The organism is Streptomyces sp. SCPE 10, from assembly GCF_051980735.1.
Lineage (GTDB): Bacteria > Actinomycetota > Actinomycetes > Streptomycetales > Streptomycetaceae > Streptomyces > Streptomyces misionensis.
Genome location: NZ_CP197069.1, coordinates 4,615,447 through 4,640,800, shown reverse-complemented (window position 1 = coordinate 4,640,800; position 25,354 = coordinate 4,615,447). Strand labels below are relative to the sequence as shown.

Sequence of the window (25,354 nt, the reverse complement as noted above, 5' to 3'; positions counted from 1 at the left end):
GAAAGAGTTACGGGGCTGCATACCGTCATCGGCACTCTACGTGAGGGCACCGACACGGTGCAGACATGCCCAACGGACCCTCAACTTTTCATCACAACCTATGACCCATTCAGCTGCTTTTCTTCCCGTTTCGTAGTGTTCGGGGCTAGATTCGCAATGAGTCATATTTACATCTCCTTAGACCGGAGATGTACGGTCGTTGCCACCGTATCCGCCCAGAACGGCTACAAGGGGTCACGTAATGGCAGATTTCTCCCGCCTTCCCGGACCGAACGCGGACCTGTGGGACTGGCAGCTGCTGGCTGCTTGCCGCGGGGTGGACAGCTCGCTCTTCTTCCACCCGGAGGGCGAGCGCGGGGCGGCTCGGAGCGCTCGCGAGAACTCGGCCAAGGAGGTCTGCATGAGGTGCCCGGTCCGTGCGGAGTGCGCGGCGCACGCGCTTGCCGTGCGCGAGCCGTACGGCGTCTGGGGCGGCCTGACCGAGGATGAGCGCGAAGAGTTGATGGGGCGGGCACGCAACCGCCTGGTGGCGGCCTCGACCACCAGCGGCGATACCGCCCAGGATCAGTGAAGGAACGTTTCTGCATCGCACCTGCGGCCCGTCGGGTGCGCTGATGTCTCCACTCCACACCGGGCACGCCGAGTGCGTGCCCGCGACCTTGTGACCCCTGTTCCGCGTTACCCCGCGCGCCCGGCCGCGCGGCCCAGCTGTTCCAGCGTCGCCGCCACCGCCGGCACCTGCGCCAGGTCGGGCAGCGTGAGCGCGACGATCTCCCGGCGCACCGCCGGCTCCAGCCGTACCGTGCTCACCCCTCTCGGCCGTACCGACTCCACCGCCAGCTGCGGCAGTACCGCCACCCCCAGTCCCGCGCCCACCAGCCCGGCCACCGCCGGGTAGTCGTCCGTGGCGAAGTCGATGCGCGGCGCGAACCCGGCCCCTTGGCAGACCTCCACCAGCTGGCCCCGGCAGCGCGGGCAGCCCGCGATCCAGGGCTCCTCGGCCAGTTCCCCGATGGCGACGCTCCGGGCGCGCGCGAGCCGGTGCCGCTCGGGCACCAGGGCCACCAGTCGGTCGGTCAGCAGGGGGCGCACGACCAGGTCGTCCCAGTCCTCGGTGACCGCCGCCCCCTCGTAGCGGAAGGCCAGCGCGAGGTCGCAGTCGCCCTCGCGCAGCAGCTCGACGGAGCGCGGGGGCTCGGCCTCCTCCAGGGAGACCCGGGTGCCGGGGTGGGCGGCACGCAGGGCGGCCAGGGCGGTGGGGACGAGGGTGGAGCTGCCGCTCGGGAAGGAGACCAGGCGGACCCGGCCGGCCCGCAGGCCCGCGATGGCGGCGACCTCCTCCTCGGCGGCGGTGAGTCCGGCGAGGATGCCGGAGGCATGCCGGACCAGGGCCTCGCCGGCCTGGGTCAGCCGCATCTCGCGGCCGGTGCGGACCAGCAGCGGAGTGCCGACCGAGGCCTCCAGGGCCTTCATCTGCTGGCTGACGGCGGGCTGGGTGCAGCCCAGCTCGCGCCCGGCGGCCGAGAAGGAACCGGTGGCGGCGACGGCGCGCAGGACACGGAGATGACGGGCCTCGATCACCCCTCAAGCATAAGGCAGGCTTGGGGACCTCACTGGATAATCGCTCGACGCTTTGAGGAAGATCTCGTACGGTGCGGCCATGGAACTTCTCTCGGTCAACGTCGGGCGGCCGCGCCCGGTGCCGTACACGGACCAGGCGGAGGGCGTCACCGGCATCGACAAGCGGCCGGTGACCGGCCCGGTGCGGGTGTCGGCGCCGGGCCCCAAGGGCACCGGCGGGAGCGGGCTGGCCGGGGACGCGGTGTGCGACCTGCGCCATCACGGCGGTGACGACCAGGCGGTGTACGCGTTCGCGCGCGAGGACCTGGACCACTGGGAGCGCGAGCTGGGCCGTCCGCTGGCCAACGGCTGCTTCGGGGAGAACATCACGACCAGTGGTCTCGACGTCTCCGGGGCGCTGATCGGCGAGCGCTGGCGGATCGGTCCGACGGTGGTCCTGGAGGTCACCTCGGGCCGCATCCCGTGCCGCACCTTCCAGGGCCATCTGGGCGAACGCGGCTGGGTCAAGAGGTTCACCCGGAAGGGCGCGACCGGTGCCTACCTCCGGGTGATCGAGCCGGGCGAGATACGCGCGGGCGACCCGGTGGAGATCATCCACCGGCCCGGGCACGGGGTGACCGCGGCGATGGAGTTCCGCGCCGCCACCACGGAGCGGGAACTGCTGCCCCGGCTGCTCGCGGCGGCCGACGCCCTGCATCCGGAGACGCTGGCCGCGGCCCGGAAGTACGTGGCCGCGCAGACCCGCTGAGCGGCCGTCACCGCATGGTGGACGCCGGTGCTCCGCAAGCCCGCGATCACTACGCTTGGGTCATGACAACGGCTCTGATTACGGGATCGACCGCGGGGATCGGTGCCGCGTTCGCGCGGCGGCTGGCGGCTGACGGGCATGACCTCGTCCTGGTGGCGCGCGACACCAGGAGGCTGCGCGAACAGGCGACCGAGTTGCACGACCGGCATGGCATCGAGGCGGAGGTGCTGGCCGCCGACCTGTCCGAGGACAAGGGCATCGAGACGGTCGCCGACCGGCTCGGCGACCGCAGGAACCCGGTCGACCTGCTGATCAACAACGCCGGTTTCGGCAACAAGGGCCGTTATCTCGAGGTCTCCATGGCCGACGAGCTGACGATGCTCAAGGTGCACTGCGAGGCGGTGCTGCGGCTGACCTCGGCGGCGGCCGAGGCGATGCGCGAGCGGGGCCGGGGCGGCGTCGTCAACGTCGCCTCGGTGGCCGCCTTCGTGCCCCGCGGCACCTATGGCGCCTCCAAGGCGTGGGTCGTGCAGTTCACCCAGGGCGCGGCGAAGGACCTGGCCGGCACCGGCGTGCGGCTGATGGCCCTGTGCCCGGGCTTCGTGCGCACCGAGTTCCACCAGCGGGCCGGGATGGGCACGGACAACATCCCCGGCTGGATGTGGCTGGACGCCGACAAGCTGGTCGCCGCGGCCCTCACCGACCTGGCGCGGGGCAAGTCGGTGTCCATCCCGGACCCCCGCTACAAGGCGCTGATGGGTCTGGTGAAGGTCACCCCGCGCGGGCTGCTCGGTGGTGTCACCTCCCGCACCGGCCGCAAGTACGGGCCCCGGTAGGCGGCCCGCGCGCGAACGGGTGCCGTCGGCGGTCCGGTGGGAAAATGGAGGGACCAGCGAGGCCGGAGGCGGCGCCATGACGGACCTGGACGCGGTACGACAGGACAGACGGACGGCCGAGGACACCGTACGGCGGTTCTTCACCACGCTCACGGCCCCCGGCGAGCCGCCCCCGCTCAACGACCTGCTGGACGAGGACGCGCACAGCCACGACCCGATGAACCCGCAGGACACCATCGGCCTGGACAACATCCGCGCCGAGCACCGCATGTGGCACGCCGCCTTCGACGCCGCCTTCACCGTCGAGGACCTCCTCGCCCAGGGCGACCGTGCCTGCGCCCGCTGGACCTGGCGTGCCACCCACACCGGCGAGTTCCTCGGCATCGCCCCCACCGGCCGCCGTGTCGCCATGACCGGGACGACCTTCTTCCGCCTCGGCGCCGACGGCAAGATCGCCGAGCTGTGGTGGCAGCACGACCAACTGGGTCTGATGGAACAGCTGGGCGCGCTGGACGAGTTGGAGCAGTGAGGTCCGCGGCGGGCACCTCTTGCACCGGGGGCGTGATCATGGCATCTTGCGGACGACCACCGATCTCCCTGCGCGACCTGTAAGGGGGTCTTCGTTCCTCAGGAGGCCCTTGTGCACGTCACCGACGCGACCGTCATGCCCGGCAACTGGGAGCACTACCGGACCGCGGTCGTCGAGATCCGGTTCCCCGAGCGAACGGTTCGTGTCGAGCCGCGCGCCTCCGGTACGGCCGAGGGTGCCTTCCCGGAAGCGGCCGGCCGCGCGGCCGTGCATGTGATCACCGCCTGGAACCCGCGGGGTCGTACCGCGTCCGCCGGCGCCAACACGCGCGCCCACCGCCTGCTGCTCGGCGAGGTCCACCGCCTCGGTCTCGCCTGGTGGCCCGCGGAGGGCGGCGACCCGGGCGGTACGTACCGGGAGGAGAGTGTGGCCGTCGTCGGCCTGGACGATGCCGCGGCGCGCGGACTGGGCCGCCGCTTCGGACAGGACGCGGTCTTCGCCTGGACCCCCGGCGCCTGGCGAGTCCTCGCGTGCGGCACCGGTGCCGCGTCGGTGAGCGGCTGGGCGGCCCGCGCACGGGGCCGCGTCCGCTCGCGGCCGGCCGGCTGAGGCCCGCTCCGGCCGGCCCCGGACAGCACTTCGCCCCGCCGCGGCGCGACGGGGCGAAGTGACCTGGCGTCTACCGGCTGACCGGTCTCGCGTCAGTGGGCGTGGCCGTGGCTGTGGCCCGCGGCGGCGGCCGGCTCCTCCTCTTCCTTCTTCTCGACGACCAGGGTCTCGGTCGTGAGCAGCAGGGAGGCGATGGAGGCGGCGTTCTCCAGGGCGGAGCGGGTGACCTTGACCGGGTCGATGACGCCGGCCTTGATCAGGTCGCCGTACTCGCCGGTGGCGGCGTTGTAGCCCTGGCCCTTGTCGAGGTCCTTGACCTTGGAGACGATGACGTAGCCCTCCTGGCCGGCGTTCTCGCCGATCCAGCGCAGCGGCTCGACGACCGCGTTGCGGACCACGGCGACACCGGTGGCCTCGTCGCCGGTCTTGTCGAGGTTGCCCTCCAGGACCTTGGAGGCGTGGACGAGCGCGGAGCCACCACCGGAGACGATGCCCTCCTCGACCGCGGCGCGGGTCGCGGAGATGGCGTCCTCCAGACGGTGCTTCTTCTCCTTCAGCTCCACCTCGGTGGCGGCGCCGACCTTGATCACGCACACGCCGCCGGCCAGCTTCGCGAGGCGCTCCTGGAGCTTCTCGCGGTCCCAGTCGGAGTCGGTGTTCTCGATCTCGGCCTTGATCTGGGCGACGCGGCCGTTGAGGTCCTCGGCCTTGCCGGCACCCTCGACGATCGTGGTGTCGTCCTTGGTGACGGTGACGCGGCGGGCGGAGCCGAGCACGTCGATGCCGACCTGGTCGAGCTTGAGGCCGACCTCCTCGGAGATGACGGTGGCGCCGGTGAGGACGGCCATGTCCTGGAGCATCGCCTTGCGGCGGTCGCCGAAGCCGGGGGCCTTCACCGCGACGGCGTTGAAGGTGCCGCGGATCTTGTTGACGACCAGGGTCGACAGGGCCTCGCCCTCGATGTCCTCGGCGATGATCAGCAGCGGCTTGGAGGAGCCGGCCTGGATGACCTTCTCCAGCAGCGGCAGCAGGTCCGCGATGGCGGAGATCTTGCCCTGGTTGATCAGGATGTACGGGTCGTCGAGGACGGCCTCCATACGCTCCTGGTCGGTCACGAAGTACGGGGACAGGTAGCCCTTGTCGAAGGCCATGCCCTCGGTGAAGTCCAGCTCCAGACCGAAGGTGTTGGACTCCTCGACGGTGATGACACCGTCCTTGCCGACCTTGTCCATGGCCTCGGCGATCAGCTCGCCGACCTGCTGGTCCTGGGCGGACAGCGCGGCCACGGCGGCGATGTCGGACTTCTCGTCGATCGGACGGGCGGTGGCGAGCAGGTCGTCGGAGACGGCCTTCACCGCGGCGTCGATGCCCTTCTTCAGGGCGGCCGGGGAGGCACCGGCGGCGACGTTCTTCAGACCCTCGCGCACCAGCGCCTGGGCGAGCACGGTGGCGGTGGTGGTGCCGTCACCCGCGATGTCGTTGGTCTTGGTCGCCACCTCCTTCACCAGCTGCGCGCCGAGGTTCTCGTACGGGTCCTCGATCTCCACCTCGCGGGCGATGGTGACGCCGTCGTTGGTGATGGTGGGAGCGCCGAACTTCTTGTCGATGACGACGTTGCGACCCTTGGGGCCGATCGTCACCTTCACCGTGTCGGCCAGCTTGTTGACGCCGCGCTCAAGGGCGCGACGGGCGTCCTCGTCGAACTTCAGGATCTTCGCCATGACAGCGGGAGCCCTCTCGGAAATCTGTGGGTACAAAGACGAACTGCGCCCCGGGCGCCCGGCTTCGTTATCGGTCGCGGGGGCCAGGGGCGCAGCTCAAAGCAAAGGTTTGCTCGGGGTGATTACTTCTCGATGATCGCGAGAACGTCGCGAGCCGAGAGGACGAGGTACTCCTCGCCGCTGTACTTCACCTCGGTGCCGCCGTACTTGCTGTAGAGGACGACGTCGCCGACCTTGACGTCGAGCGGAAGGCGCTCGCCGTTCTCGAACCGGCCCGGGCCCACGGCGAGGACGGCGCCCTCCTGGGGCTTCTCCTTCGCGGTGTCCGGGATGACCAGGCCAGAGGCCGTGGTCTGCTCGGCGTCCAGCGGCTGGACCACGATGCGGTCCTCGAGCGGCTTGATGGCAACCTTGGAGCTGGCGGTCGTCACGATCCGACCTCCCCCTTCGGAGATCTCACGGGGTTAACTGTCTGAGGTGGCGACCAGGTCGATCCGTCGTCGCGGGTGCCGGACCTGCCCGTCGCGTTGTTGGCACTCTCCAGGGGGGAGTGCCAGACCCGAGACTATGACTGCGATTAGCACTCGGTCAAGCGGAGTGCCAATGACGTCGTGGCGCGTCGGCCGTTCCCGGTCCGCTACAGGTAGTCCTCGAGGCGGCCCACCGTCAGGTTCCGCCGCTGGATGCCGCGCAGGAGACGGGACGCGGGGGCCCTGGGGGTGACGCGGACGATGTCACCGGGGCGGAGGTGGCGGGGGCCCCGGGGGTAGGTCAGCCCGGCGGGGGTCAGGGTGGCGCGCCAGAGGGCGAGGGCGGTGATGCCGCAGCCGGCCGCCGCGCGCCGGGTGGTGCGGTCGTAGGCGCCGCCGGGCGGGCGGAAGAGGCGGGCGCGCAGCCGGTCCCGGCGGGCGCAGATCGCGGTGCGCTGGGCGGTGTACGGCCGGCCGGCCAGCGGTGGGCGGTCGGGGGTGCGGTTCTCCACGGCGGCACCGGCGGCGCGGAGCGGGGCGAGGGCGTCCGGCCGGGTGCCGTCGGGCACGAACAGGCTCACCGGGAGCCGGAGTTGGCGGACCATGGCGGTGAAGCCGGGGTCCTGCCCGGTGTCGTCGTAGGTGAGGAAGACGACCCGGTCGCGGGTGGGGACGTGGTCCACGACCGGGGGCAGCGGGGCGGGTCCCCGAGGCGCCGCGAGACGGCGGGCGGGGGGTACCGGGGGACGGGCGAGCGGTGCGGTCAGGCCCCAGCGGCGGTAGGGCGGGACGGACGCGGGGGCGTGCGGGTGCACGCCCTCGGCCGCCTTCCTGCCCAGCCGTTCGATGGGGTCGACGGACTGGGCGCAGCCCACGAGCAGCAGCAGCGAGCAGAGCGCCGCGGCACCGGCCGCGGCGCGGCCCGGGCGCCGCCGCGCACGGGCCGCCCGCCGGCCCTCCCCCGGTCGGCTCACCTGGGGTCCCCCGGCCGGCTCACAGGTAGTCCTCCAGGCGGGCCACGGCGTAACCCTCGCGGGTGACCTTGTTGAGGAAGCGGCGCATGTCGTCGACCATCGTGCCGTCCCAGTCGCCGCGGCCCCGGAAGTGGGTGAGCACGATGTCGCCGCGGCGCAGCTGCTGGTCGTCCTCGCGGAACTCCCAGTGGTCGACGTAGACCTCCTCGTTCCAGATCGGCGCGTACTTGATGCCGCAGGACTTGGCGGCGACCAGGGTGTCCTGGTTGTAGTTGCCGTAGGGCGGGCGGAAGAGCGTGGGGCGCTTGCCGTACTGCTTGCGCATGATGTCCTGCATGTCGCAGATCTCGTGGCGCTGCTCGTCGTAGGACAGCCCCGGCAGGTAGGGGTGGTGCAGGGTGTGGTTGTTGACGCCGTTGCCGTAGGACTGGGCCTTGCGGAAGTAGCCGTAGTCGTCCTTGACCAGGTAGTCGCTGAGGAACGCGGTGTACGGGACCTTCAGGTCCCGCATCATCTCCAGGAACCGGGGGTCCTTCTCCGAGCCGTCGTCGATGGTGAGGAAGACGACCTTGTTGTCGGTGGGGACGGTAGTGAAGACGGGGGGCAGGCCCCAGTCCTCCTGGTGGTCGACCTCGAAGCCCGCGCGCGCGGTGATGCGGGGCTTCTTCGCGGGTGGCGGCGGGGGCGTGAGCGGGACCTCGTCCAGCCCCCATCTCTTGGCCGCGGCGACCAGCCGGGCGTGTTCCGCGGCCCGCGCGGCCCGGGCGTCCGGGGCGTGGGCGGCGGCACCGCCCTGGCCCGCGGCCGGGCGCGGGGCGTGGGAGCCGGCCTCGGAGCAGCCGGTGACGAGGGCGGTGGAGGCGAGGACCGCGGCGCCGCAGCCGAGGGCGAGGCCCCGCCCGCGCGACCGGCTCCGGCCGCCCCGTACCCGATTTTTGTCATTTTGTACTACTAGACGCATGGTGCTGGATCTTCGCAGGCCCGGCGCCCGCGGCCCGGCCGACAACGCCGTCCGGAGGCGCACCATCCACCGACTGGCCCACAATGACCCGGTGAACGACCTCGCTCCCCTCCTCACCCCCGAAGGCCGGGCCCTCCTCGAAGAGGTCCGCGACACCGCCCCGGCCGACGAACTGGCCGTCGCCACCCGGCTGCGCCGCGACCACCCCGCCGCACTGGTGTCGGCCGCGCTCGGCCAGGCCCGGCTGCGGCAGCGGGCGGCGGCCAAGTTCGCGAAGGCGGACGCGGAGCGGATGTTCTTCACCCCGAACGGGGTCGAGCAGTCCACCCGGGCCGGCGTGGCGGCGTACCGGGCGCGGCGGCTGACCGATCTCGGGGTGACCTCGGTGGCGGACCTGTGCTGCGGGATCGGCGGGGACGCCATCGCGCTGGCGCGGGCCGGCATCCGGGTGCTCGCCGTGGACCGGGACCCGCTGACGGCGGCCGTGACGCGGGCGAACGCCGAGGCCCTCGGGCTCGCCGACCTGATCGAGGTACGCGAGGCCGACGTCACCGAGGTGGACACCGCCGGGTACGACGCCGTGTTCGTGGATCCCGCGCGACGGGGCACCTCGGCCAGGGGCGGCGGCCGGGTCTTCGACCCCGAGGCGTACTCGCCGCCGCTGTCGTGGGCGGTGTCCGCCGCGCGCCGGGCGCCGCACGCCGCGCTGAAGATCGCCCCGGGCGTGCCGCACGAGGCGGTGCCCCCGGAGGCCGAGGCCGAGTGGATCTCCGACGGCGGCGATGTGAAGGAGGCGGTGCTCTGGTTCGGCACCGGGTCGCCGGGCGCGGTGCGCGCCACCCTGCTGCCCGGCCCGCGCACGCTGCTCGGACGGGGGCTGCCGAACCCCGAAGTGCGGCCGGTGGGACCGTACTTGTACGAGCCGGACGGCGCCGTGATCCGCGCGCACCTGGTCGCCGAGGTGGCGCAGGAGGTCGGCGGGGGCCTCCTGGACGAGACCATCGCCTACGTCACCGCCGACACGCTGCACCCCACGCCGTACGCCACCGCCTACGAGATCACCGACCGGATCCCGTTCAACGTGAAGAAGCTGAAGGCGCTGCTGCGCGAACGCGGGGTCGGCACGCTGACCGTGAAGAAGCGCGGGTCGGCGGTCGAGCCGGAGGAGCTGCGCCGGAAGGTCAAGCCGCAGGGGCCGAACGCGGCGACCGTGTTCCTGACCCGGGTGGCGGGCGCGCCCACCATGCTGATCGGCGGTCCCGCCCGGCCGCCGGCGGCCCCCTGACGGGCCGCCCGGCGGCCCGACCCCCGGGCAAGCCTCCGAGCGCAGGGTCAGCGGCGCAGGGACTCCCACAGGTTCCGCGCGTCCGGCTCCTTCGCGATCACCCGGTTGGGGTCTGAGGGCGCCTGGACGACCGGCATCATCACCGTCTTCACATGGTCGGCGCTCAGCCCCTTCAGGCTCTGCCCCAGGCTGGTCAGTTCGGCGAGCGAGTCCAGGCCGGTGTCGGTGGTGATGCTCGCGGTGACCGCGTCGGCGACCTGGTAGAGCCTGGCCGGGTCGGCGAGCAGGTTCGTGCCGGAGATCTGCTCCAACAGGGCCTTCACCAGCAGCTGTTGGAGCCCTATGCGGCCCAGGTCGCTGCCGTCGCCGATGCCGTGCCGGGTGCGCGCGAGGGCCAGCGCCTGTGTGCCGTCGAGGTGGTGGGGGCCCGCCTTCAGATGGAGGTGGCTCTTGTCGTCGTCGATGTCCTGGCTCGTGGTGACGTCGACCCCGCCGAGCGCGTCCACCAGCTTGGCGAAACCGGCGAAGTCGATCTCGACGAAGTGGTCCATGCGCACACCGGTGACCGACTCGGCCGTCTTCACCGCGCACACCGGACCGCCCACCGAGAAGGCGCTGTTGAACATGGAGCCGTACGCCACCGCGGTCTCGCCCCCGGAGGGCAGCGGGCAGGACGGGCGGGTGACGAGGGTGTCGCGCGGGATGCTGACCACGGTGGCGGCGGTGCGCCCCGCGTCGATGTGCACCACCATCGCGGTGTCCGAACGGGCGCCCTCGCTGTCGCCGCCGCCCAGCGCCTTGTCGGCCTTGCCGCTGCGCGAGTCCGAGCCGAGGACCAGGATGTTCAGGGCGCCGGACGGGAGCGGCGCGGCGGCCGAGGACGCGCTCGGGGCCGGAGCGGGCGCCGGACGGTCGTCGCCGAGCGCGCTGTTGATGTCGACGCTCTTGATGTTGTGGTTGAGATGCCAGTACGCATAGCCCGCGGTGGCCGTGGCCAGTACCAGGGCGGCCGCCAGGGTGAGACCGGCGATCCGCAGCGTTCTCGATCGCCGGCGCACGCGTATGTCCGCGTCGCCGTGCTCCTCGTGTCGCGTCACGACAGGAACGTAAGTCCGAATTATTAGCGGGCCGTTAGTTGAAGCATCACAATTTGGTTTTCTTCCGAAATTTTCATGGAGCCGCCCGCACACCGGCCCCGAAAATTTCGATCACTGCGCCGGCCGCACCGGTGCCGTGCTCGACCGCACCACCAGGCTCGTGGCCAACTCCAGCCGGGTGGCCGCCCGTTCCTCCTGCGCACTGCCCAGTTCGAGCACCAGCCTGGCCGCCGCCTCGGCCATCTCGGTCAGCGGCTGCCGTACGGTCGTCAGCGGCGGGCCCACCCAGCGGGCCACCGGCAGGTCGTCGAAGCCGACCACGCTGAGGTCCTCGGGGATGCGCAGCCCCAGCTCGCGGGCGGCCTCGTAGAGGCCCAGCGCCTGGAGGTCGTTGCCGGCGAAGATCGCGGTGGGCCGGTCGGGGCGGCGCAGCAGCTCCAGGCCCAGGCGATAGCCGGCCTCGTGGTGGAAGTCCCCGTCCAGGACGAGCGAGGGGTCGACGGGCAGCCCGGCCGTCTCCATGGCGGCGCGGTAGCCGTCGATCCGGGCACGGCTGCACATCATCCGGGTGGGCCCGCTGATCGCGCCGATCCGGGTGTGGCCCAGCTCGATCAGATGGCGGGTGGCGGCCAGGCCGCCCTGCCAGTTGGTGGCGCCGATGGACGGCACGTCCGGGCCCGGGTCGCCGGCCGGGTCCACCACCACGAACGGGATGGACCTGCTGGTCAGCAACGCCTGCTGGCCCGCGTCCAGTTCGGACAGGACCAGCACCACCCCGTGCGGGCGGCGGGCGGCGACCTGGTCGGCCCAGGAGCGGCCGGGGGTGAGCCGCCCGGCGGACTCGGACAGCACCACGCTGAGCCCGGCCGACTGCGCCACGTTCTCCACGCCCCGGATGACCTCCATCGCCCAGGCGCTCTCCAGCTCGTGGAAGACCAGGTCGATCAGCGGCGAGCGGGAGGCCTCGGCGCGCCGCCGCCGGTAGCCGTGGGTGCGCAGCAGCTCCTCGACGCGGGTACGGGTCGAGGGTGCGACGTCGGCTCTGCCGTTGAGCACCTTCGAAACAGTCGGAGCGGAGACCCCTGCCTCTCGGGCGATCTCGGCGAGCGTCGCGGTCTGCGCTTCTGCGGGCTTCCCTGGCTTCATGTCCGCGATCGTATCCCTGCGCGACCCCTTGACGAAGCCCCTGTTCCGCCATACGTTCCCGGAACATTCGGAATCTCACTCGAAATATTGCGAGAGGCCAGGGTCAATGGAGTCCACCTCGTCCAACGGCGGGCACATGTTCAGCAGGCGCTGGGTGCTCGGCGCCGGCGCCACCACACTCGTCACCGCCGGAACTGCCGGACTCACGGCCTGCGGCTCCTCCGGAGGTTCCGGAAACGGGGGCGCGCTCACCGCCTTCGTATACGGCGACGGCGACGCCAAGGTCCAGGTCCAGGCGATCGACCGGTTCAACGCGTCGGCCGCCGCGAAGAAGGCCAAGGGCAAGATCAAGCTGGAGAAGGTGCCCGGCTCGGAGTACCCGACGAAGCTGCGCACCGCGATGGGCTCCCCCAACGCGCCGGACATCTTCTTCAACTGGGGCGGCGGCTCCATCAAGGCGTACCGGGATGCCAAGCAGCTGGTGGACCTCACCGACGTCATCGAGTCCGACCCGGTCCTGAAGAACGGCTTCCTGCCCTCGGTGCTCACGGCGGGCGGCCTCGGCGGGCGCAAGTACGGCATACCGATGCGCGGCATGCAGCCCGTGATCCTCTTCTACAACAAGACCCTCTTCGCCGAGCAGAAGCTCCAGCCGCCCACCACCTGGGACCAGCTGCTCGACATCAACAAGAAGCTCAAGCGGGCCGGGATCACCCCCTTCGCGCTGGGCGGCGCGGACATCTGGCCCGAGCTGATGTGGCTGGAGTACCTGGTCGACCGGATCGGCGGCCCCCAGGTCTTCGACCGGATCAAGAACGGCGACGCCTCCGGCTGGGGAGACCCGGCCGTCCTCAAGGCCGCCCAGACGGTCAGGGAACTCGTCGACGACGGCGCCTTCGGCAAGGGCTTCAGCTCGGTCGCCTACACCAACGGCGGCGCCCCGGCCGTGTTCGCCAAGGGCAAGGCCGCGATGCACCTGATGGGCTCCTGGGAGTACAACACCCAGCTCGGCAAGTTCCCGGACTTCGCCCGCAAGGAGCTGGGCTGGACCGCGTTCCCGACGGTCGAGGGCGGCGCGGGCGACATCCGCAACGTCGTCGGCAACCCCACCAACTACTGGTCGGTCAACGCCCGTACGTCCAACAAGGACGCCGCGTTCGCCTTCCTGCGCGACTGCGCCTCGGAGACGTACGCCAAGGAGCTGGTCGCCATCGGCGCCATCCCGACCACGGCCAACGCCGAGAAGCTGCTCGACGCCTCGCCGAACCCGGTGTTCGCCAAGTTCCAGTACCAGATGGTGCAGCAGGCGCCGGCGTTCACGCTGAGCTGGGACCAGGCCGTCGACCCGAACGTGTCGACGCCGATGCTCACCGAGGTCAACAAGCTGTTCGTCGGCAAGTCCTCGCCGAGCCAGTTCGTGTCGGCGCTGCAGGGGCTGAAGTGAGCGACACCGCGACGAAGGGCGGCTCGCGCACCGGCGCGGGCCGCCCGCGGCGGAGTGCCGGGGCGAACGCGGGCCGCCCGCACGCCGCCCTGGCCCTGCCCGCCGTACTGTTCTTCGCCTTCTTCGCCGTCGTCCCCATGGTGCTGGCCTTCTGCCTCTCCTTCACCAAGTGGAACGGGCTCGGCAACCCCGAGCCGGCGGGTTTCGCCAACTGGCAGAAGCTGTTCGACGACGGCCGGCTCACCCAGTCCCTCACGGTCACCGTGCTGCTCACGGTGGTCAGCTGGGCCTTCCAGACGGTGATCTCGCTGCTGCTCGGCGTCTGGGCGGCGGGCAGGCAGCGCAACCGCGCGATCCTGTCGGCGGTCTTCTTCGTGCCGTTCCTGCTGTCCTCGACGGCGATCTCGCTGCTGTTCTACGCCCTGCTCGACCCCAACTTCGGCATCGTGCCCGGCGACACCCTCGGCTCCACCAACGGCGCCTTCCTCGCCATCGTGTTCGTCGGCGGCTGGCAGTTCATCCCCTTCCACACCCTGATCTACCAGGGCGGGGCCCGCCAGATCCCCGAGGTCCTCTACCAGGCTGCGGCCATCGACGGCGCGGGCCGCCTGCGCCAGTTCTTCTCCATCACGCTCCCCCAGCTGCGCAACACCGCGACCACCTCCGGGGTGCTGATGGTGGTCGGCTCGCTGACCTACTTCGAGACCGTCCTGATCCTCACCCAGGGCGGCCCCGGCACCGACACGGCGATCGTGCCGTACCTGATGTACGAAGCCGGCTTCAAGAGCTACGACTTCGGCTACGCCAGCGCCATCGCCTCCTTCCTGGTGGTGGTCGCGACCGCGCTGTCGCTGCTGCTGGTCCGGCTGTCCGGCTTCGGCGCGATGCGCAGCACCCGGGAAGGAATGTGACGAGGTGTCTCACGACACACTGCCCCACCCCGTGAAGACCGGCGCCGCGCCCGCGGCCCGGCCGGACGGGCGCCGCCGCCGGCACTGGACCCAGCGGCCCAATCCGCTGGCCGGCCTCGGCTCCTTCGTCTGGCTGGTCGTCGTCATCGTCCCGATCTACGCGATGATCTCGGCCTCGCTCACCCCGCAGGACCAGGCGCTGGGCCACAACGCCCTGAAGCCGCCCGGCAGTCCGACCTGGTCCAACTACAGCACCGTGCTGCACAACTCCTTCTTCCACCTGCTGTGGAACACCGTGCTGGCGGCCGCCGCCGTCGTGGTGATCGTGCTGGTGCTGTGCGTACCGCTCTCCTACGTCGCGGTACGCACCCGCGGCTTCTGGTCGGGGGCCGCCTTCCGGCTGTTCCTGCTCGGCGTGGCCATCCCGGCGCAGGCGGTCGTCGTACCGCTGTACCTGATGATCACCAAGCTGAACCTCTACGACAGCCTGCTCGCGATCATCCTGCCGACGGCCGCGTTCGCGATGCCGGTGGCCATCCTGGTCCTCACCGGCACCATGCGGGACATCTCCGAGGAGGTGTACGAGGCGATGGCCCTGGACGGCGCCTCGCCCACCCGGATGCTGTTCCAGCTGGTCATCCCGATGTCCAAGGGCGGCATCAGCACCGTCGTGATCTACTCGGCGCTCCAGGCGTGGAACGGCTTCCTCTTCCCGCTGATCTTCACCCAGTCCGAGGGACCGCGCGTGCTGACCCTCGGTCTGTTCACCTACATGAGCCAGTTCGGCGTGAACATCCCCGCCCTGCTCGCCTCGGTCGTCCTCTCCGGCATCCCGATCTTCGCCGTCTACCTGGTGGCCCGCCGCGCGCTGGTGGGCGGCCTGATGGGCGTCGGCGGCAAGTGATCGCCGACCGGTCCCCCTTCCCCGACAGGAGTTCCATGAGCACCGCCCCCTGGCGCGACCCCGCGCTGCCCGCCGCCGCCCGTGTCGACGACCTGATCTCCCGGATGACCCTGGAGGAGAAGACCGCCCAGCTGTACGGCGTCTGGGTGGGCGCGGACACCGACGGCGACGGGGTCGCGCCGCTCCAGCGCGAGATGACCGCGGACTACGACTGGGACGAGCTGATCACCCTCGGCCTCGGCCAGCTGACCCGCTCCTTCGGCACGGCCCCGGTGGCCCCTGAGCTGGGTGCCCAGGCACTGGCCCGCGCCCAGCGCCGGATCGCCGAGGCGAGCCGCTTCGGCATCCCGGCGGTGGCCCACGAGGAGTGCCTGGCGGGCTTCACCGCGTGGCAGGCGACGGCGTACCCGGTGCCGCTGGCCTGGGGCGCGACCTTCGACCCCGCCCTGGTGGCGGAGCTGGGCGAGCGCATCGGCCACGACCTGCGCTCGGTCGGCGTCCACCAGGGCCTGGCGCCCGTCCTGGACGTGGTCCGGGACCTGCGCTGGGGCCGGGTGGAGGAGACGATCGGCGAGGACCCGTACCTGGTCGGCACGATCGGCACGGCGTACGTGCGGGGCCTGGAGTCGGCCGGGATCGTGGCCACGCTCAAGCACTTCGCCGGGTACGCGGCCTCGGCGGGCGCCCGCAATCTGGCGCCGGTGCGGGCGGGCGCCCGGGAGCTGGCCGACGTGACGCTGCCGCCGTTCGAGATGGCGCTGCGCGAGGGCGGGGCCCGCTCGGTGATGGCCGCGTACACCGAGACGGACGGCGTCCCGGCCTCGGCGGACCCCGCGCTGCTCACCCGGCTGCTGCGCGACGAGTGGGGGTTCACCGGCACGGTCGTCGCCGACTACTTCGGCATCGGCTTCCTCCAGTCGCTGCACCGGGTGGCCGCCGGCCCCGCCGAGGCCGCGCACGCGGCGCTGGAGGCGGGCATCGACGTCGAGCTGCCCACGCTGAACTGCTACGGCAAGCCGCTGGTGGCGGCCGTGCGCGAGGGGCGGGTGCCCGAGGCGCTGGTGGACCGGGCGCTGCGCCGGGTGCTGCTGCAGAAGTGCGAGCTGGGGCTGCTGGACCCCGACTGGTCGCCGGAGACCGGTGCGGAGATCGACCTGGACTCGGCCGGCAACCGCGCGCTGGCGCGCCGGCTCGCCGAGGAGTCGGTGGTGCTGCTGGACAACCCGGACGGGGTGCTGCCGCTGGCGCCGCAGGCGCGGATCGCGGTGGTCGGGCCGCGCGCCGCCGACGCGCTGGCGATGCTGGGCTGCTACTCCTTCCCGTCCCATGTGCTCACCCACCACCCCGAGGTGCCGACGGGCATCGACATCCCGACCGTGCTGGACGCCGTACGGGCCGAACTGCCCGACGCCAAGGTGACGTTCGCGGAGGGCTGCGGGGTGTCCGAGCCGGACACCTCCGGGTTCGCGGAGGCGGTGGCGCGCGCCGCGGAAGCGGAGGTGTGCGTGGCCGTCCTCGGCGACCGGGCCGGGCTGTTCGGCCGCGGCACCTCGGGCGAGGGCTGTGACGCGTCGGACCTCCAACTCCCGGGCGTGCAGGCCGAGTTGCTGGACGCGCTGGTCGAGACGGGGGTGCCGGTCGTCCTGGTGCTGCTGACCGGCCGCCCGTACGCGCTGGGCCGCTGGCAGGGCCGCCTCGGCGCGGTCGTACAGGCCTTCTTCCCCGGCGAGGAGGGCGGTCCGGCGCTGGCCGGGGTGCTGTCCGGCCGGGTGAACCCCTCGGGCCGGCTCCCGGTGAGCGTGCCGCGCGAGCCGGGCGGCCAGCCCTGGACCTATCTCCAGCCCCCACTGGGCCTTGCCGGGGAGGTGAGCAACCTGGACCCGACCCCGCTGTTCCCGTTCGGCCACGGCGGCTCGTACACCACGTTCGCCTGGGAGGACGTCCACAGCCCCGCGGCGGAGCTGCCGACCGACGGCTCGTACGACCTCTCGCTCACCGTGCGCAACACGGGCGAGCGCGCCGGGGCCGAGGTGGTCCAGCTGTATCTGCACGACCCGGTGGCCTCGGTGACCCGGCCCGACGTCCGTCTGATCGGTTACCAGCGGGTGGAGCTGGCCCCCGGCGAGTCCCGCCGGCTCACCTTCCACTTCCACCCCGACCTCTCGGCCTTCACCGACCGCACGGGCAGGCGGGTGGTGGAACCGGGCGACCTGGAGCTGCGCCTGAGCGGGTCGAGCGCGGACATCCGGCACCGGGCCCGGCTGCGGCTGACCGGGCCGGTGCGTCCGGTGGGGACGGAGCGGCGGCTGCGCTGCGAGGTGACGGTGACGGAGGGCTGAACCGGGGGCGCGGGGCCATGGGGTGTACGCCGAGGGCGCGAAACTCGGCAAAGAACAAGCCCTGTGCGCCCCGCGTTCAGGACTGGTTCGGCAAGCTCCTGCGAGGGTCGTCCCTCATCTGACATCCCCTCACAGGAGTACCACCCGTGACGACCCCGCACTCCGTGACGCGGAAACTGCCCGAGGTCACGCTCGCCTTCTGGATCATGAAGATCGCGGCGACGACCCTGGGCGAGACCGCGGGCGACCTGTTCTCCCAGACCCTCCGGCTGGGCTACTTCCTCACCACCGTCGCCCTGTTCCTGGTCTTCGTGGTGACACTGGTGGTCCAGCTGCGCTCGGCGCGCTACCGGCCGTTCTGCTACTGGACGGTGATCCTGTCGACCTCCATGGCCGGCACCACCCTGTCCGACTTCATGAACCGCGCGGCCGACGCGCGCTACCTGCCGGCCGGGGACACGAGGCTGGGCCGGGGCCCGCAGGGCCTCGGCCTCGGCTATCCGGAGGGCGCCGCCATCCTGGTGTCGGTCCTGGTGCTGGTCTTCCTCGGCTGGAAGCTCAGCGGGATGACCTTCCGGATCACCGAGATCGTCACCTTCCGGGGCGAGGCGCTGTTCTGGACGGCGATCCTCGTCTCCAACACGCTCGGCACGTCGATGGGCGACTTCCTCTCCGACAGCTCGGGCCTCGGCTATCTGGGCGGCGCCGCCCTGGTGACCGGGCTGCTGCTGGTGCTGGTCGCGCTGATCAGGGTGCCGGCGGTGCCGAACGTGCTGCTGTTCTGGATCGCCTTCGTACTGACCCGCCCGCTCGGCGCCACCGCCGGCGACCTGCTGACCAAGCCGGTGGCCAAGGGCGGCCTCGACCTGGGGACGACGGGGGCGTCGGCGGTGCTGCTCGCGGTGCTCGTCGGGCTGATGGTGCGGGCGACGAGAACACCCCGCCCCCGGGATTCCGGGAGCGGGGTGTGAGTGGAGCGCCGGGCAGGCCTTGCACCTGCATCTCCCCGCAGGAAGCGGGGCGTCTTTCCTTGGACCACCAACGCACTGCGTTCGTACCGGAGTTCCGGCCGTTCGCTGTGTGATGATCATAGACCGATGCGGGCGGGCACCGCAAACTCAGTCGGCGGCCACCGGCTCGAAGCGCCAGCGGTGCACCGGCCGGGAGATCAACTCGGGCCCCGGGTCCGGCAGTTCGGGCACCACGGCGTCGTACGGCGCGTCCCACCAGGTGATGACCAGCACCCGGTCCTGCGGGGCGCGGAAGATCTCGCGGCGCAGCGGCCGCTGCGGCAGGACCTGCCCGCGCGCCCACGCCAGCAGCTCCGGGCCCCGGCCCTCGGGGGCTCGTGCCTCCCACATCAGCGCGACCGTCATGAGTACAGGTTCTCCTTGCTGACCTCGTGCACATGGTCGTGGCCGTGGTGGTGGCTGGGCACGTGCGACTCGGTCACCGGCAGGGAGGAGTCCGCCGACAGGTCCCAGCTGGAGGCGGCCCGGTTGCGGGCGACCATCTCGGCGCCGAGCGCGGCCACCATCGCGCCGTTGTCCGTGCACAGCTTGGGGCGCGGCACCCGCAGCCGGATGCCGGCCGCCTCGCAGCGCTCCTGGGCGAGGGCGCGCAGCCGGGAGTTGGCCGCGACCCCGCCGCCGATCATCAGGTGGTCGACGCCCTCGTCCTTGCAGGCCCGCACGGCCTTGCGGGTGAGCACGTCCACCACGGCCTCCTGGAAGGAGGCGGCCACGTCACGCACCGGCACGTCCTCGCCGGCCGCCCGCTTGGCCTCGATCCAGCGGGCCACGGCGGTCTTCAGGCCGGAGAAGGAGAAGTCGTAGGCTGGGTCGCGCGGGCCGGTCAGACCGCGCGGGAAGGCGATGGCCGCGGGGTCGCCCTCGCGGGCGTACCGGTCGATGACCGGGCCGCCGGGGAAGCCCAGGTCGAGCACGCGGGCGATCTTGTCGAAGGCCTCGCCGGCGGCGTCGTCGATGGTGGCGCCCATCGGCCGCACGTCGGAGGTGATGTCGGAGGACAGCAGCAGCGAGGAGTGGCCGCCGGAGACCAGCAGCGCCATCGTCGGCTCCGGCAGCGGGCCGTGCTCCAGCTGGTCGACGCAGATGTGCGAGGCCAGGTGGTTGACGCCGTACAGGGGCTTGCCGAGGGCGTAGGCGTACGCCTTGGCGGCGGAGACGCCGACGAGGAGGGCGCCCGCGAGGCCCGGCCCCGCGGTCACGGCGATGCCGTCGAGGTCCTTGGCGGTGACGCCGGCCTCCTTGAGCGCGCGGTCGATGGTGGGGACCATCGCCTCCAGGTGGGCTCGGGAGGCCACCTCGGGGACGACGCCGCCGAAGCGGGCGTGCTCGTCCACGCTGGAAGCGACGGCGTCGGCCAGCAGGGTGGTGCCGCGCACGATGCCGACGCCGGTCTCGTCGCAGGAGGTCTCGATGCCGAGGACGAGGGGTTCGTCAGCCATTGATCTCGGTTCCTTGAACAGATGCGGAAGGGTCGGTCAGGCGCATCACCAGGGCGTCCACGTTCCCCGGCTGGTAGTAGCCGCGTCTGAACCCGATGGGGGCGAAGCCGAAGCGCTCGTACAGCTTCTGCGCGCGGACGTTGTCGACCCGGCATTCGAGCATCACCTCGCGGCACTCGAACGCGGTCGCCGCCCGCAGCAGGTCGGTCAGCAGCCGCCCGCCCAGGCCGGAGCCCTGCTGGTCCCGGGCGACGGCGATGGTCTGGACGTCGGCCAGTTCCCCGGAGGCGGCCAGGCCGGCGTAGCCGACGATGCGGCCCTCCGACTCGGCCACCACGTAGCGGCGGGTGGCCGCCGGGCCCCGGGAGTGGGCCAGCTCGGACCAGAACATGCCCCGGGACCAGGCGTCCTCGGGGAACAGGTCCTTCTCCAGCTCCAGGACCGGGTCGATGTCCCACCAGCGCATCTCGCGCAGTCGTGCGGTCACTTGGGGGTGACCACCTTGTAGTTCTTGGGCACCTGGGCGTCCGGGCGGCGCAGGTACATCGGCCGCGGCGCCTCCAGCTCCTCGCCCGCGGCCAGCTTCCCGGCGGCGAGCGCGGCCAGCGCGGCGGCGGACACGTGCTCGGGCTCGTGGGCGCTCGGGAACGTGTCCGGGTAGAGCAGGGCACCGGCGCCGACCGCGGGGAGCCCGGCGACCTTCTCGGCGATGTCGGCCGGGCGGTCCACGGCCGGGCCGGTCAGCCGGGTGCGGGAGTCGGCGTACGTCGCCCAGTAGACCTCCTTGCGCCGGGCGTCGGTCGCCACGACGAAGGGGCCTTTCTCGATGTCGGCGGCGTAGGCGAGGCCGTCCAGCGTGCACACGCCGTGCACGGGGACGCCGAGCGCCAGCCCGAAGGTGTCGGCCGTCATCAGGCCGACGCGCAGCCCGGTGTAGGGGCCGGGACCGGTGCCGACGACGATCCCGGTGACCGCCTCCAGCGTGCGGCCGGCCTCGGTGAGGACCCGGTCGACGGCCGGCAGCAGCAGCTCCCCGTGCCGGCGCGCGTCCACCTGGCTCGACGAGGCGATGACGTCCGTTCCGTCGTGCAGGGCGACGGTGACGGCGGGCGTTGCGGTATCCAGAGCGAGCAAGAGCACGCGAACAGCCTACGGCGCCCGCGCCTCGTGCACGCCCGCCCGGGGCGGACGGTCACCGGCTGCTACGGTCTGTACGAAGTACGACATATGGCGCGAGGCAGAGGTGGCGCAGGTGACAGGGACCAGCTCGGGAATCGTGGCGGGCCTCACCGCGGCGGCCATCGGAACGGTCGGGTTCCTCGCCTACCAGGCGCAGGCGACCGTACCGGCGGGCCTGGGCGACCGGCCGTCGGCGAACGGCTCGCCCGGTGCCCCGGCCACCAAGGCGCCCCGGGACCGGCGCCACCCGACCGCCCTGCCGGACGGTTCGGGCAAGGGTGAGCGGGTCGTGTACTCGGTGGACGACGACCGGGTGTGGCTGGTCGGCGCGGGCGACCGGGTGCTGCGCACGTTCCGGGTACGGCCGGGCACCGTGGACCCGCCGGTCGGCACGTACTGGGTGACCTCGCGCTCGCACGCGGTCACCGGGACCGACGGCATCCCCATCGAACACGTGGTCCGCTTCACCACCACGGTCGACGGCGTCACCATCGGCTTCAGCGCCCCCGTGCGCAGCGACGCCGTACCGGCCGCGGACGCGGGCACCAAGACGGGCGGCATCCGCGAGACCCGCCCGGACGGCGACGCCATGTGGAAGTTCGCGACGATCGGCGAACGGATCGTGGTGATCCGCTGACGTCCCGCCGGCCAAGTCCGGGCGAGCGTCGGGGCTCACCCCGCACGGGCCGGGCTCAGGCCGCGCGGCGCGTCCGGTCCGGGCGGCGAGGGGCGCGCGGTTCCGGGGTCCTCGGCGGGCGGGAGATCACCGCCGCGGCCGCGCAGGCCGCCAGCAGGGTCTGCATGGGCACCGGGGCGGGGCCGGGCTGCCGCGGGGGGCGGGAAGGGGGCATGGGGCGCCTCCTGAGGTGCGGTGCGGCGCAGTAAGGCATACCTCACTACGAGCTGAACCCCATGTCATCACGCCACGGCGGCCCGCGCAACATCTTGCCGACGGCCTGTCGGAAAAAACCGGCGGCTCAGGCCGCAAACCGGCGGCTCAGGCCGTGAGCGTCTCCAGGCCCGCGTCGGCCCACCGCTCCCCCAGCCCGGTCAGGGTCAGGTGCCGTACCTCGTCCGTGGTGTCGCCGACGGCGCGGTGGATGACGATCTGGAGCCGGTCCTCGGTCAGTTCCTCGACCTTGCCCTCGCCCCACTCCACGACGATCACGGAGTCCGGGAGCGAGACGTCGAGGTCCAGGTCCTCCATCTCGTCCAGGCCGCCGCCGAGCCGGTAGGCGTCCACGTGGACGAGGGGCGGGCCGTCACCGAGGGAGGGGTGCACCCGGGCGATCACGAAGGTCGGCGAGGTGACCGCGCCGCGCACCCCGAGCCCCTCGCCGAGCCCGCGGGTCAGCGTGGTCTTGCCCGCGCCCAGTTCCCCGGAGAGCATCACGAGGTCACCGGCGCGCAACAGCTTGGCGAGGCGCCGGCCCAGCTCCCGCATCTGCTCGGGGGAGGTGATCGTCAGCCGGGTCCCGGCGGGGTCGTGCTCAGCGGGGTCGTACGGTGCTGCTGGACGTTCCATAGGCACTTACGGTAGTCCCTGCCGGGACCGCGCCCGCGCGGGTGAGCAGGTCGGCGAGGCGGTCGGTGACCACCTCCGGGTGCTCCAGCATCACCAGGTGCCCGGCGTCCGGCACCAGCACCAGCTCCGCGTCGGGCAGCCGGTCGGCTATCGCCTCGCTGTGCGCGCTCGGCGTCACCAGGTCCTGCACGCCGGCCAGCACCAGCACCGGCATGTCCCGGAAGCAGGCCAGCGCCCCGGTCTTGTCGTGGTCGGTGAAGGCCGGATAGAACTCGGCGACCACGTCGATCGGCGTGGACTCGATCATCCGCTCCGCGAACCGCTCCACGGCCGGGTCGACGTCCCGCCCGGCGAAGGAGTACCGCTTGATGATCCCGGCGAACAGGTCGGCGGTGGCCCGGCGCCCGCGCTCCACCAGCTCCGCCTGCTGCCCGAGCGCCTTGAGCACCCCGGGCAGCACCCGGCGTATCGCGTTGACGCCGGCCACCGGAAGCCCGAAGTTGACCTCGCCGAGCCGGCCCGAGGAAGTGCCCACGAAGGCGGCGGCGACCACCCGGTCCCGGATCAGCTCCGGGTGCTCGGCGGCGAGCGCCATCATGGTCATCCCGCCCATCGAGTGGCCCACCAGCACGATCGGCCCGTCCGGTGCGGCGGCGTCGACGACGGCCTTCAGATCGCGGCCGAGTTGGTCGATGGTGAGCGGCTCCCCGTCCCGGTTCTGCGCCACGCCCCGTCCGGAGCGGCCGTGGCTGCGCTGGTCCCAGTGCACGGTGCGCACCACCCCGCGCAGGGCCGCGCGCTGGAAGTGCCAGGAGTCCTGGTTCAGGCAGTAGCCGTGGCAGAAGACGACGGTGACCGGCGCGGGCGCCTTGCGGCCGAAGAGCCGCAGCCGGCGCGGGGAGGGGGCCGCGCCGGTGTCCGGTTCGACCTCGTCGACCTCGTAGTACAGCTCGGTGCCGTCGTCGGCGTACGCCTTGCCCGGGGTGCCGCGCAGGGTGCCGTAGGGGCCCGCGGCGTCCAGCGCGAGGCGGGCCTTGCGGCGCATCGAGCGCCCCACCGTCATCCGCTCGACGGCGACGCCGGCCGCCGCTCCCGCGGCGAGCACGCCTATCGCGGCGCCGACGACGCCGGTCGCCCTGCGCCAGCTCCCGGCCGTCCCCTCGGCGGAGGCGGCGGCCGCGGCGGCGACGACGTCCGCGACGGCGTCCGCCCTGCTCTCGTTCACGTACCGCTCCTCCTCGCCGTACAGATGTTCGCTGGGACGGGCCCGCGGTGCGTGGGTGACCGCTGTGCCCGCCGGCCTTCCCGGACGGGCTATCCGCGCTCGTCCTCGTCGACGTAGACGCGGGGCACACGGCTCCCGATGCGCGTGACGATCTCGTATCCGATCGTGCCGCAGGCCGCCGCCCAGTCCTCGGCGGTGGGCTCGCCGCGGTCGCCGGGCCCGAACAGCACGGCCTGCGTACCGACCGGCGGTTCGTCGCCGCCGAGGTCCACCACGAACTGGTCCATGGCGACCCGCCCGGCCGCGGTCCGCCACTTGCCGTCGACCAGCACCGGGCCCGCGCCGGAGGCGTGCCGCGGGACACCGTCGCCGTAGCCGAGGGGGACGAGACCGAGGGTGGTGGGTCCGGGGGTGACGTAGTGGTGGCCGTAGCTGACGCCGTGCTCGCCCGGCACGTGCTTGACCAGCGCCAGCGAGGCGCTGAGCGTCATCACCGGGCGCAGTCCGAAGTCGCCGGGGGCGCCGATCTCGGGGCTGGGCGACAGACCGTACATGGCGATGCCCGGGCGGACCAGGTCGAAGTGGGTCTCGGGCAGGGTGAGCGTGGCGGGCGAGTTGGCGATGTGCCGCACCTCGGGGCGGACGCCCCGCTCCTCGGCGTAGGCCACCATCTCCCGGAAGCGGGTGAGCTGGGCGGCGATCGAGGGGTGGCCGGGCTCGTCGGCGCAGGCGAAGTGGGACCACAGGCCGGTGACCCGGACCAGGCCCTCGGTCTCGGCGCGCAGGGCGGCGGCGACCAGCTCCTCCCAGTCGGCGCCGGGCTGGCAGCCGTTGCGGCCGAGCCCGGTGTCCGCCTTGAGCTGGACCCGTGCGGTCCGCCCGGCCGCGCGGGCGGCCTCGGTGACCTCCCGCAGCGCCCACATCCCGCTGAGCGACACGTCGACGTCGGCCTCGATCGCCTGCCGCCAGGGCCCGCCGGGCACCCACAGCCAGCACAGCGCCCGCTGGGTCAGCCCGGCCGCGCGCAGCGCGAGGGCCTCCTCGGGCGTGGCGGTGCCGAGCCAGGTGGCCCCGGCCTCGACGGCCGCGCGGGCGCAGCGCACCGCGCCGTGCCCGTATCCGTCGGCCTTCACGACGGCCATCACGGCCGCGTCCCCCACCCGGGCCCGCAGGGCCCGCACATTGGCGCGCAGGGCGCCCAGATCGATCTCGGCGCGGGCGCGCAGGGGGGCGGTCGGCACAGCTGCTGTCTCAGTCATGGCGCCCCCAGTCTCTCAGAGCGCGGTACCGGCCGGATCGTGGTGTCGGCCACGGGCCGCCGTCAGGCGCGGTACGACGACGCGCGGGCGGCGGGCGGAACGCGCCTGACGGGGCGCCACGACCGCGCCCGGCGCGGGCAC

The 25,354-nt window shown here is 72.5% G+C and carries 27 protein-coding genes; 12 read left to right on the top strand and 15 right to left on the bottom strand.

The window, feature by feature from the left end; genetic code table 11:
- The first annotated feature begins 241 nt into the window (after positions 1-241).
- Positions 242-571: a WhiB family transcriptional regulator gene (locus ACSP97_RS21650; RefSeq protein ID WP_070026278.1), complete on the top strand. Its 330-nt coding sequence runs from the start codon at positions 242-244 to the stop codon at positions 569-571.
- A 107-nt stretch (positions 572-678) separates the two neighbouring features.
- Here ACSP97_RS21650 and ACSP97_RS21645 read toward each other — a convergent pair whose 3' ends face one another.
- Positions 679-1,581: a LysR family transcriptional regulator gene (locus ACSP97_RS21645; protein ID WP_355145520.1), complete on the bottom strand. Its 903-nt coding sequence runs from the start codon at positions 1,579-1,581 to the stop codon at positions 679-681.
- A gap of 79 nt (positions 1,582-1,660) precedes the next feature.
- Here ACSP97_RS21645 and ACSP97_RS21640 point away from each other — a divergent pair, with 79 nt between their 5' ends.
- The 4 genes from ACSP97_RS21640 to ACSP97_RS21625 all read left to right on the top strand — a co-directional run bounded on the left by ACSP97_RS21640 (position 1,661) and on the right by ACSP97_RS21625 (position 4,303).
- Positions 1,661-2,329, top strand: a complete 669-nt coding sequence (locus ACSP97_RS21640; RefSeq protein WP_355145518.1) for an MOSC domain-containing protein — start codon at positions 1,661-1,663, stop codon at positions 2,327-2,329.
- Positions 2,330-2,391: 62 nt separating this feature from the next.
- On the top strand, positions 2,392-3,165 hold the full coding sequence (locus ACSP97_RS21635; RefSeq protein ID WP_355145516.1) for an SDR family NAD(P)-dependent oxidoreductase: 774 nt from the start codon (positions 2,392-2,394) through the stop codon (positions 3,163-3,165).
- A 76-nt stretch (positions 3,166-3,241) separates the two neighbouring features.
- The gene (locus tag ACSP97_RS21630; RefSeq protein WP_355145514.1) at positions 3,242-3,694 is read left to right on the top strand and encodes an ester cyclase; all 453 of its coding nucleotides are present in this window, start codon (positions 3,242-3,244) and stop codon (positions 3,692-3,694) included.
- Between the two features lie 111 nt (positions 3,695-3,805).
- Positions 3,806-4,303 (top strand): DUF3293 domain-containing protein, encoded by a 498-nt coding sequence (locus tag ACSP97_RS21625; protein WP_355145512.1) that lies wholly within the window; start codon positions 3,806-3,808, stop codon positions 4,301-4,303.
- Positions 4,304-4,395: 92 nt separating this feature from the next.
- Here the strand turns inward: ACSP97_RS21625 and groL are convergent, their stop codons facing one another.
- The 4 genes from groL to ACSP97_RS21605 all read right to left on the bottom strand — a co-directional run bounded on the left by groL (position 4,396) and on the right by ACSP97_RS21605 (position 8,429).
- Positions 4,396-6,024, bottom strand: coding sequence for a chaperonin GroEL (gene groL / locus ACSP97_RS21620; protein ID WP_070026283.1), 1,629 nt, complete (start codon positions 6,022-6,024; stop codon positions 4,396-4,398).
- 122 nt (positions 6,025-6,146) lie between these two features.
- Positions 6,147-6,455 (bottom strand): co-chaperone GroES, encoded by a 309-nt coding sequence (groES, locus tag ACSP97_RS21615; RefSeq protein ID WP_070026284.1) that lies wholly within the window; start codon positions 6,453-6,455, stop codon positions 6,147-6,149.
- Positions 6,456-6,661: 206 nt separating this feature from the next.
- Positions 6,662-7,468 (bottom strand): polysaccharide deacetylase family protein, encoded by an 807-nt coding sequence (locus tag ACSP97_RS21610; RefSeq protein WP_440553842.1) that lies wholly within the window; start codon positions 7,466-7,468, stop codon positions 6,662-6,664.
- 19 nt (positions 7,469-7,487) lie between these two features.
- A complete protein-coding gene (locus ACSP97_RS21605) occupies positions 7,488-8,429 on the bottom strand; it encodes a polysaccharide deacetylase family protein (protein WP_355145509.1) in 942 nt (313 codons plus the stop codon).
- 91 nt (positions 8,430-8,520) lie between these two features.
- On the opposite strand from ACSP97_RS21605, the gene ACSP97_RS21600 reads away from it, so the two are divergent.
- A complete protein-coding gene (locus ACSP97_RS21600) occupies positions 8,521-9,714 on the top strand; it encodes a THUMP-like domain-containing protein (RefSeq protein WP_355146021.1) in 1,194 nt (397 codons plus the stop codon).
- Between the two features lie 47 nt (positions 9,715-9,761).
- Here ACSP97_RS21600 and ACSP97_RS21595 read toward each other — a convergent pair whose 3' ends face one another.
- Positions 9,762-10,811, bottom strand: a complete 1,050-nt coding sequence (locus ACSP97_RS21595; protein ID WP_358680249.1) for an LCP family protein — start codon at positions 10,809-10,811, stop codon at positions 9,762-9,764.
- A gap of 111 nt (positions 10,812-10,922) precedes the next feature.
- Complete coding sequence (locus tag ACSP97_RS21590; protein WP_355145505.1) at positions 10,923-11,957, bottom strand: LacI family DNA-binding transcriptional regulator; 1,035 nt, start codon at positions 11,955-11,957, stop codon at positions 10,923-10,925.
- Between the two features lie 106 nt (positions 11,958-12,063).
- Between ACSP97_RS21590 and ACSP97_RS21585 the strand changes: the two genes are divergently transcribed.
- The 5 genes from ACSP97_RS21585 (at position 12,064) to ACSP97_RS21565 (ending at position 18,526) form a co-directional block, all read left to right on the top strand.
- Complete coding sequence (locus tag ACSP97_RS21585) at positions 12,064-13,401, top strand: ABC transporter substrate-binding protein (protein ID WP_355145503.1); 1,338 nt, start codon at positions 12,064-12,066, stop codon at positions 13,399-13,401.
- Positions 13,398-14,312, top strand: a complete 915-nt coding sequence (locus ACSP97_RS21580; protein ID WP_355145501.1) for a carbohydrate ABC transporter permease — start codon at positions 13,398-13,400, stop codon at positions 14,310-14,312. Before ACSP97_RS21585 ends, ACSP97_RS21580 begins: the two co-directional genes overlap by 4 nt.
- 4 nt (positions 14,313-14,316) lie before the next feature.
- On the top strand, positions 14,317-15,216 hold the full coding sequence (locus tag ACSP97_RS21575) for a carbohydrate ABC transporter permease (protein ID WP_382008302.1): 900 nt from the start codon (positions 14,317-14,319) through the stop codon (positions 15,214-15,216).
- A gap of 35 nt (positions 15,217-15,251) precedes the next feature.
- Complete coding sequence (locus ACSP97_RS21570) at positions 15,252-17,555, top strand: glycoside hydrolase family 3 N-terminal domain-containing protein (RefSeq protein WP_440553838.1); 2,304 nt, start codon at positions 15,252-15,254, stop codon at positions 17,553-17,555.
- 146 nt (positions 17,556-17,701) lie between these two features.
- Positions 17,702-18,526, top strand: a complete 825-nt coding sequence (locus ACSP97_RS21565; RefSeq protein WP_440553836.1) for a COG4705 family protein — start codon at positions 17,702-17,704, stop codon at positions 18,524-18,526.
- Positions 18,527-18,673: 147 nt separating this feature from the next.
- On the opposite strand, the gene ACSP97_RS21560 is transcribed toward ACSP97_RS21565, so the two are convergent.
- The 4 genes from ACSP97_RS21560 to tsaB are packed head-to-tail and all read right to left on the bottom strand — an operon-like array spanning position 18,674 to position 21,165.
- On the bottom strand, positions 18,674-18,931 hold the full coding sequence (locus ACSP97_RS21560; RefSeq protein ID WP_355145495.1) for a hypothetical protein: 258 nt from the start codon (positions 18,929-18,931) through the stop codon (positions 18,674-18,676).
- Positions 18,928-20,025 carry a tRNA (adenosine(37)-N6)-threonylcarbamoyltransferase complex transferase subunit TsaD gene (tsaD, locus tag ACSP97_RS21555; protein WP_440553834.1) on the bottom strand — a complete coding sequence of 366 codons (1,098 nt, stop codon included), beginning with the start codon at positions 20,023-20,025 and terminating at the stop codon, positions 18,928-18,930. Before tsaD ends, ACSP97_RS21560 begins: the two co-directional genes overlap by 4 nt.
- A complete protein-coding gene (gene rimI / locus ACSP97_RS21550; RefSeq protein ID WP_355146017.1) occupies positions 20,018-20,491 on the bottom strand; it encodes a ribosomal protein S18-alanine N-acetyltransferase in 474 nt (157 codons plus the stop codon). Before rimI ends, tsaD begins: the two co-directional genes overlap by 8 nt.
- 17 nt (positions 20,492-20,508) lie before the next feature.
- Positions 20,509-21,165 (bottom strand): tRNA (adenosine(37)-N6)-threonylcarbamoyltransferase complex dimerization subunit type 1 TsaB, encoded by a 657-nt coding sequence (gene tsaB / locus ACSP97_RS21545; RefSeq protein WP_355145491.1) that lies wholly within the window; start codon positions 21,163-21,165, stop codon positions 20,509-20,511.
- A 112-nt stretch (positions 21,166-21,277) separates the two neighbouring features.
- On the opposite strand from tsaB, the gene ACSP97_RS21540 reads away from it, so the two are divergent.
- The gene (locus ACSP97_RS21540; protein WP_355145489.1) at positions 21,278-21,841 is read left to right on the top strand and encodes a hypothetical protein; all 564 of its coding nucleotides are present in this window, start codon (positions 21,278-21,280) and stop codon (positions 21,839-21,841) included.
- Between the two features lie 55 nt (positions 21,842-21,896).
- Here the strand turns inward: ACSP97_RS21540 and ACSP97_RS21535 are convergent, their stop codons facing one another.
- From ACSP97_RS21535 to alr, 4 genes are all read right to left on the bottom strand, one after another.
- Entirely contained in the window at positions 21,897-22,055 is a 159-nt protein-coding gene (locus ACSP97_RS21535) for a hypothetical protein (protein ID WP_355145487.1), read from the bottom strand.
- A 146-nt stretch (positions 22,056-22,201) separates the two neighbouring features.
- On the bottom strand, positions 22,202-22,729 hold the full coding sequence (gene tsaE, locus ACSP97_RS21530) for a tRNA (adenosine(37)-N6)-threonylcarbamoyltransferase complex ATPase subunit type 1 TsaE (protein ID WP_355145485.1): 528 nt from the start codon (positions 22,727-22,729) through the stop codon (positions 22,202-22,204).
- Complete coding sequence (locus tag ACSP97_RS21525) at positions 22,695-23,954, bottom strand: alpha/beta fold hydrolase (RefSeq protein WP_440553831.1); 1,260 nt, start codon at positions 23,952-23,954, stop codon at positions 22,695-22,697. Before ACSP97_RS21525 ends, tsaE begins: the two co-directional genes overlap by 35 nt.
- Before the next feature lie 89 nt (positions 23,955-24,043).
- The gene (gene alr, locus ACSP97_RS21520; RefSeq protein WP_355145481.1) at positions 24,044-25,213 is read right to left on the bottom strand and encodes an alanine racemase; all 1,170 of its coding nucleotides are present in this window, start codon (positions 25,211-25,213) and stop codon (positions 24,044-24,046) included.
- Positions 25,214-25,354: the final 141 nt, after the last annotated feature.

Bases quoted from the DNA above. Each gene is read 5' to 3' on its own strand.
- ACSP97_RS21605 (WP_355145509.1), bottom strand. From the start codon at position 8,429: ATGCGTCTAGTAGTACAAAATGACAAAAATCGGGTACGGGGCGGCCGG.
- rimI (WP_355146017.1), bottom strand. From the start codon at position 20,491: ATGCGCTGGTGGGACATCGACCCGGTCCTGGAGCTGGAGAAGGACCTG.
- ACSP97_RS21630 (WP_355145514.1), top strand. From the start codon at position 3,242: ATGACGGACCTGGACGCGGTACGACAGGACAGACGGACGGCCGAGGAC.
- ACSP97_RS21560 (WP_355145495.1), bottom strand. From the start codon at position 18,931: ATGACGGTCGCGCTGATGTGGGAGGCACGAGCCCCCGAGGGCCGGGGC.
- ACSP97_RS21640 (WP_355145518.1), top strand. From the start codon at position 1,661: ATGGAACTTCTCTCGGTCAACGTCGGGCGGCCGCGCCCGGTGCCGTAC.
- ACSP97_RS21570 (WP_440553838.1), top strand. From the start codon at position 15,252: ATGAGCACCGCCCCCTGGCGCGACCCCGCGCTGCCCGCCGCCGCCCGT.
- ACSP97_RS21535 (WP_355145487.1), bottom strand. From the start codon at position 22,055: ATGCCCCCTTCCCGCCCCCCGCGGCAGCCCGGCCCCGCCCCGGTGCCC.
- tsaE (WP_355145485.1), bottom strand. From the start codon at position 22,729: ATGGAACGTCCAGCAGCACCGTACGACCCCGCTGAGCACGACCCCGCC.
- groL (WP_070026283.1), bottom strand. From the start codon at position 6,024: ATGGCGAAGATCCTGAAGTTCGACGAGGACGCCCGTCGCGCCCTTGAG.
- alr (WP_355145481.1), bottom strand. From the start codon at position 25,213: ATGACTGAGACAGCAGCTGTGCCGACCGCCCCCCTGCGCGCCCGCGCC.
- tsaD (WP_440553834.1), bottom strand. From the start codon at position 20,025: ATGGCTGACGAACCCCTCGTCCTCGGCATCGAGACCTCCTGCGACGAG.
- ACSP97_RS21590 (WP_355145505.1), bottom strand. From the start codon at position 11,957: ATGAAGCCAGGGAAGCCCGCAGAAGCGCAGACCGCGACGCTCGCCGAG.
- ACSP97_RS21650 (WP_070026278.1), top strand. From the start codon at position 242: ATGGCAGATTTCTCCCGCCTTCCCGGACCGAACGCGGACCTGTGGGAC.
- ACSP97_RS21585 (WP_355145503.1), top strand. From the start codon at position 12,064: ATGGAGTCCACCTCGTCCAACGGCGGGCACATGTTCAGCAGGCGCTGG.
- ACSP97_RS21635 (WP_355145516.1), top strand. From the start codon at position 2,392: ATGACAACGGCTCTGATTACGGGATCGACCGCGGGGATCGGTGCCGCG.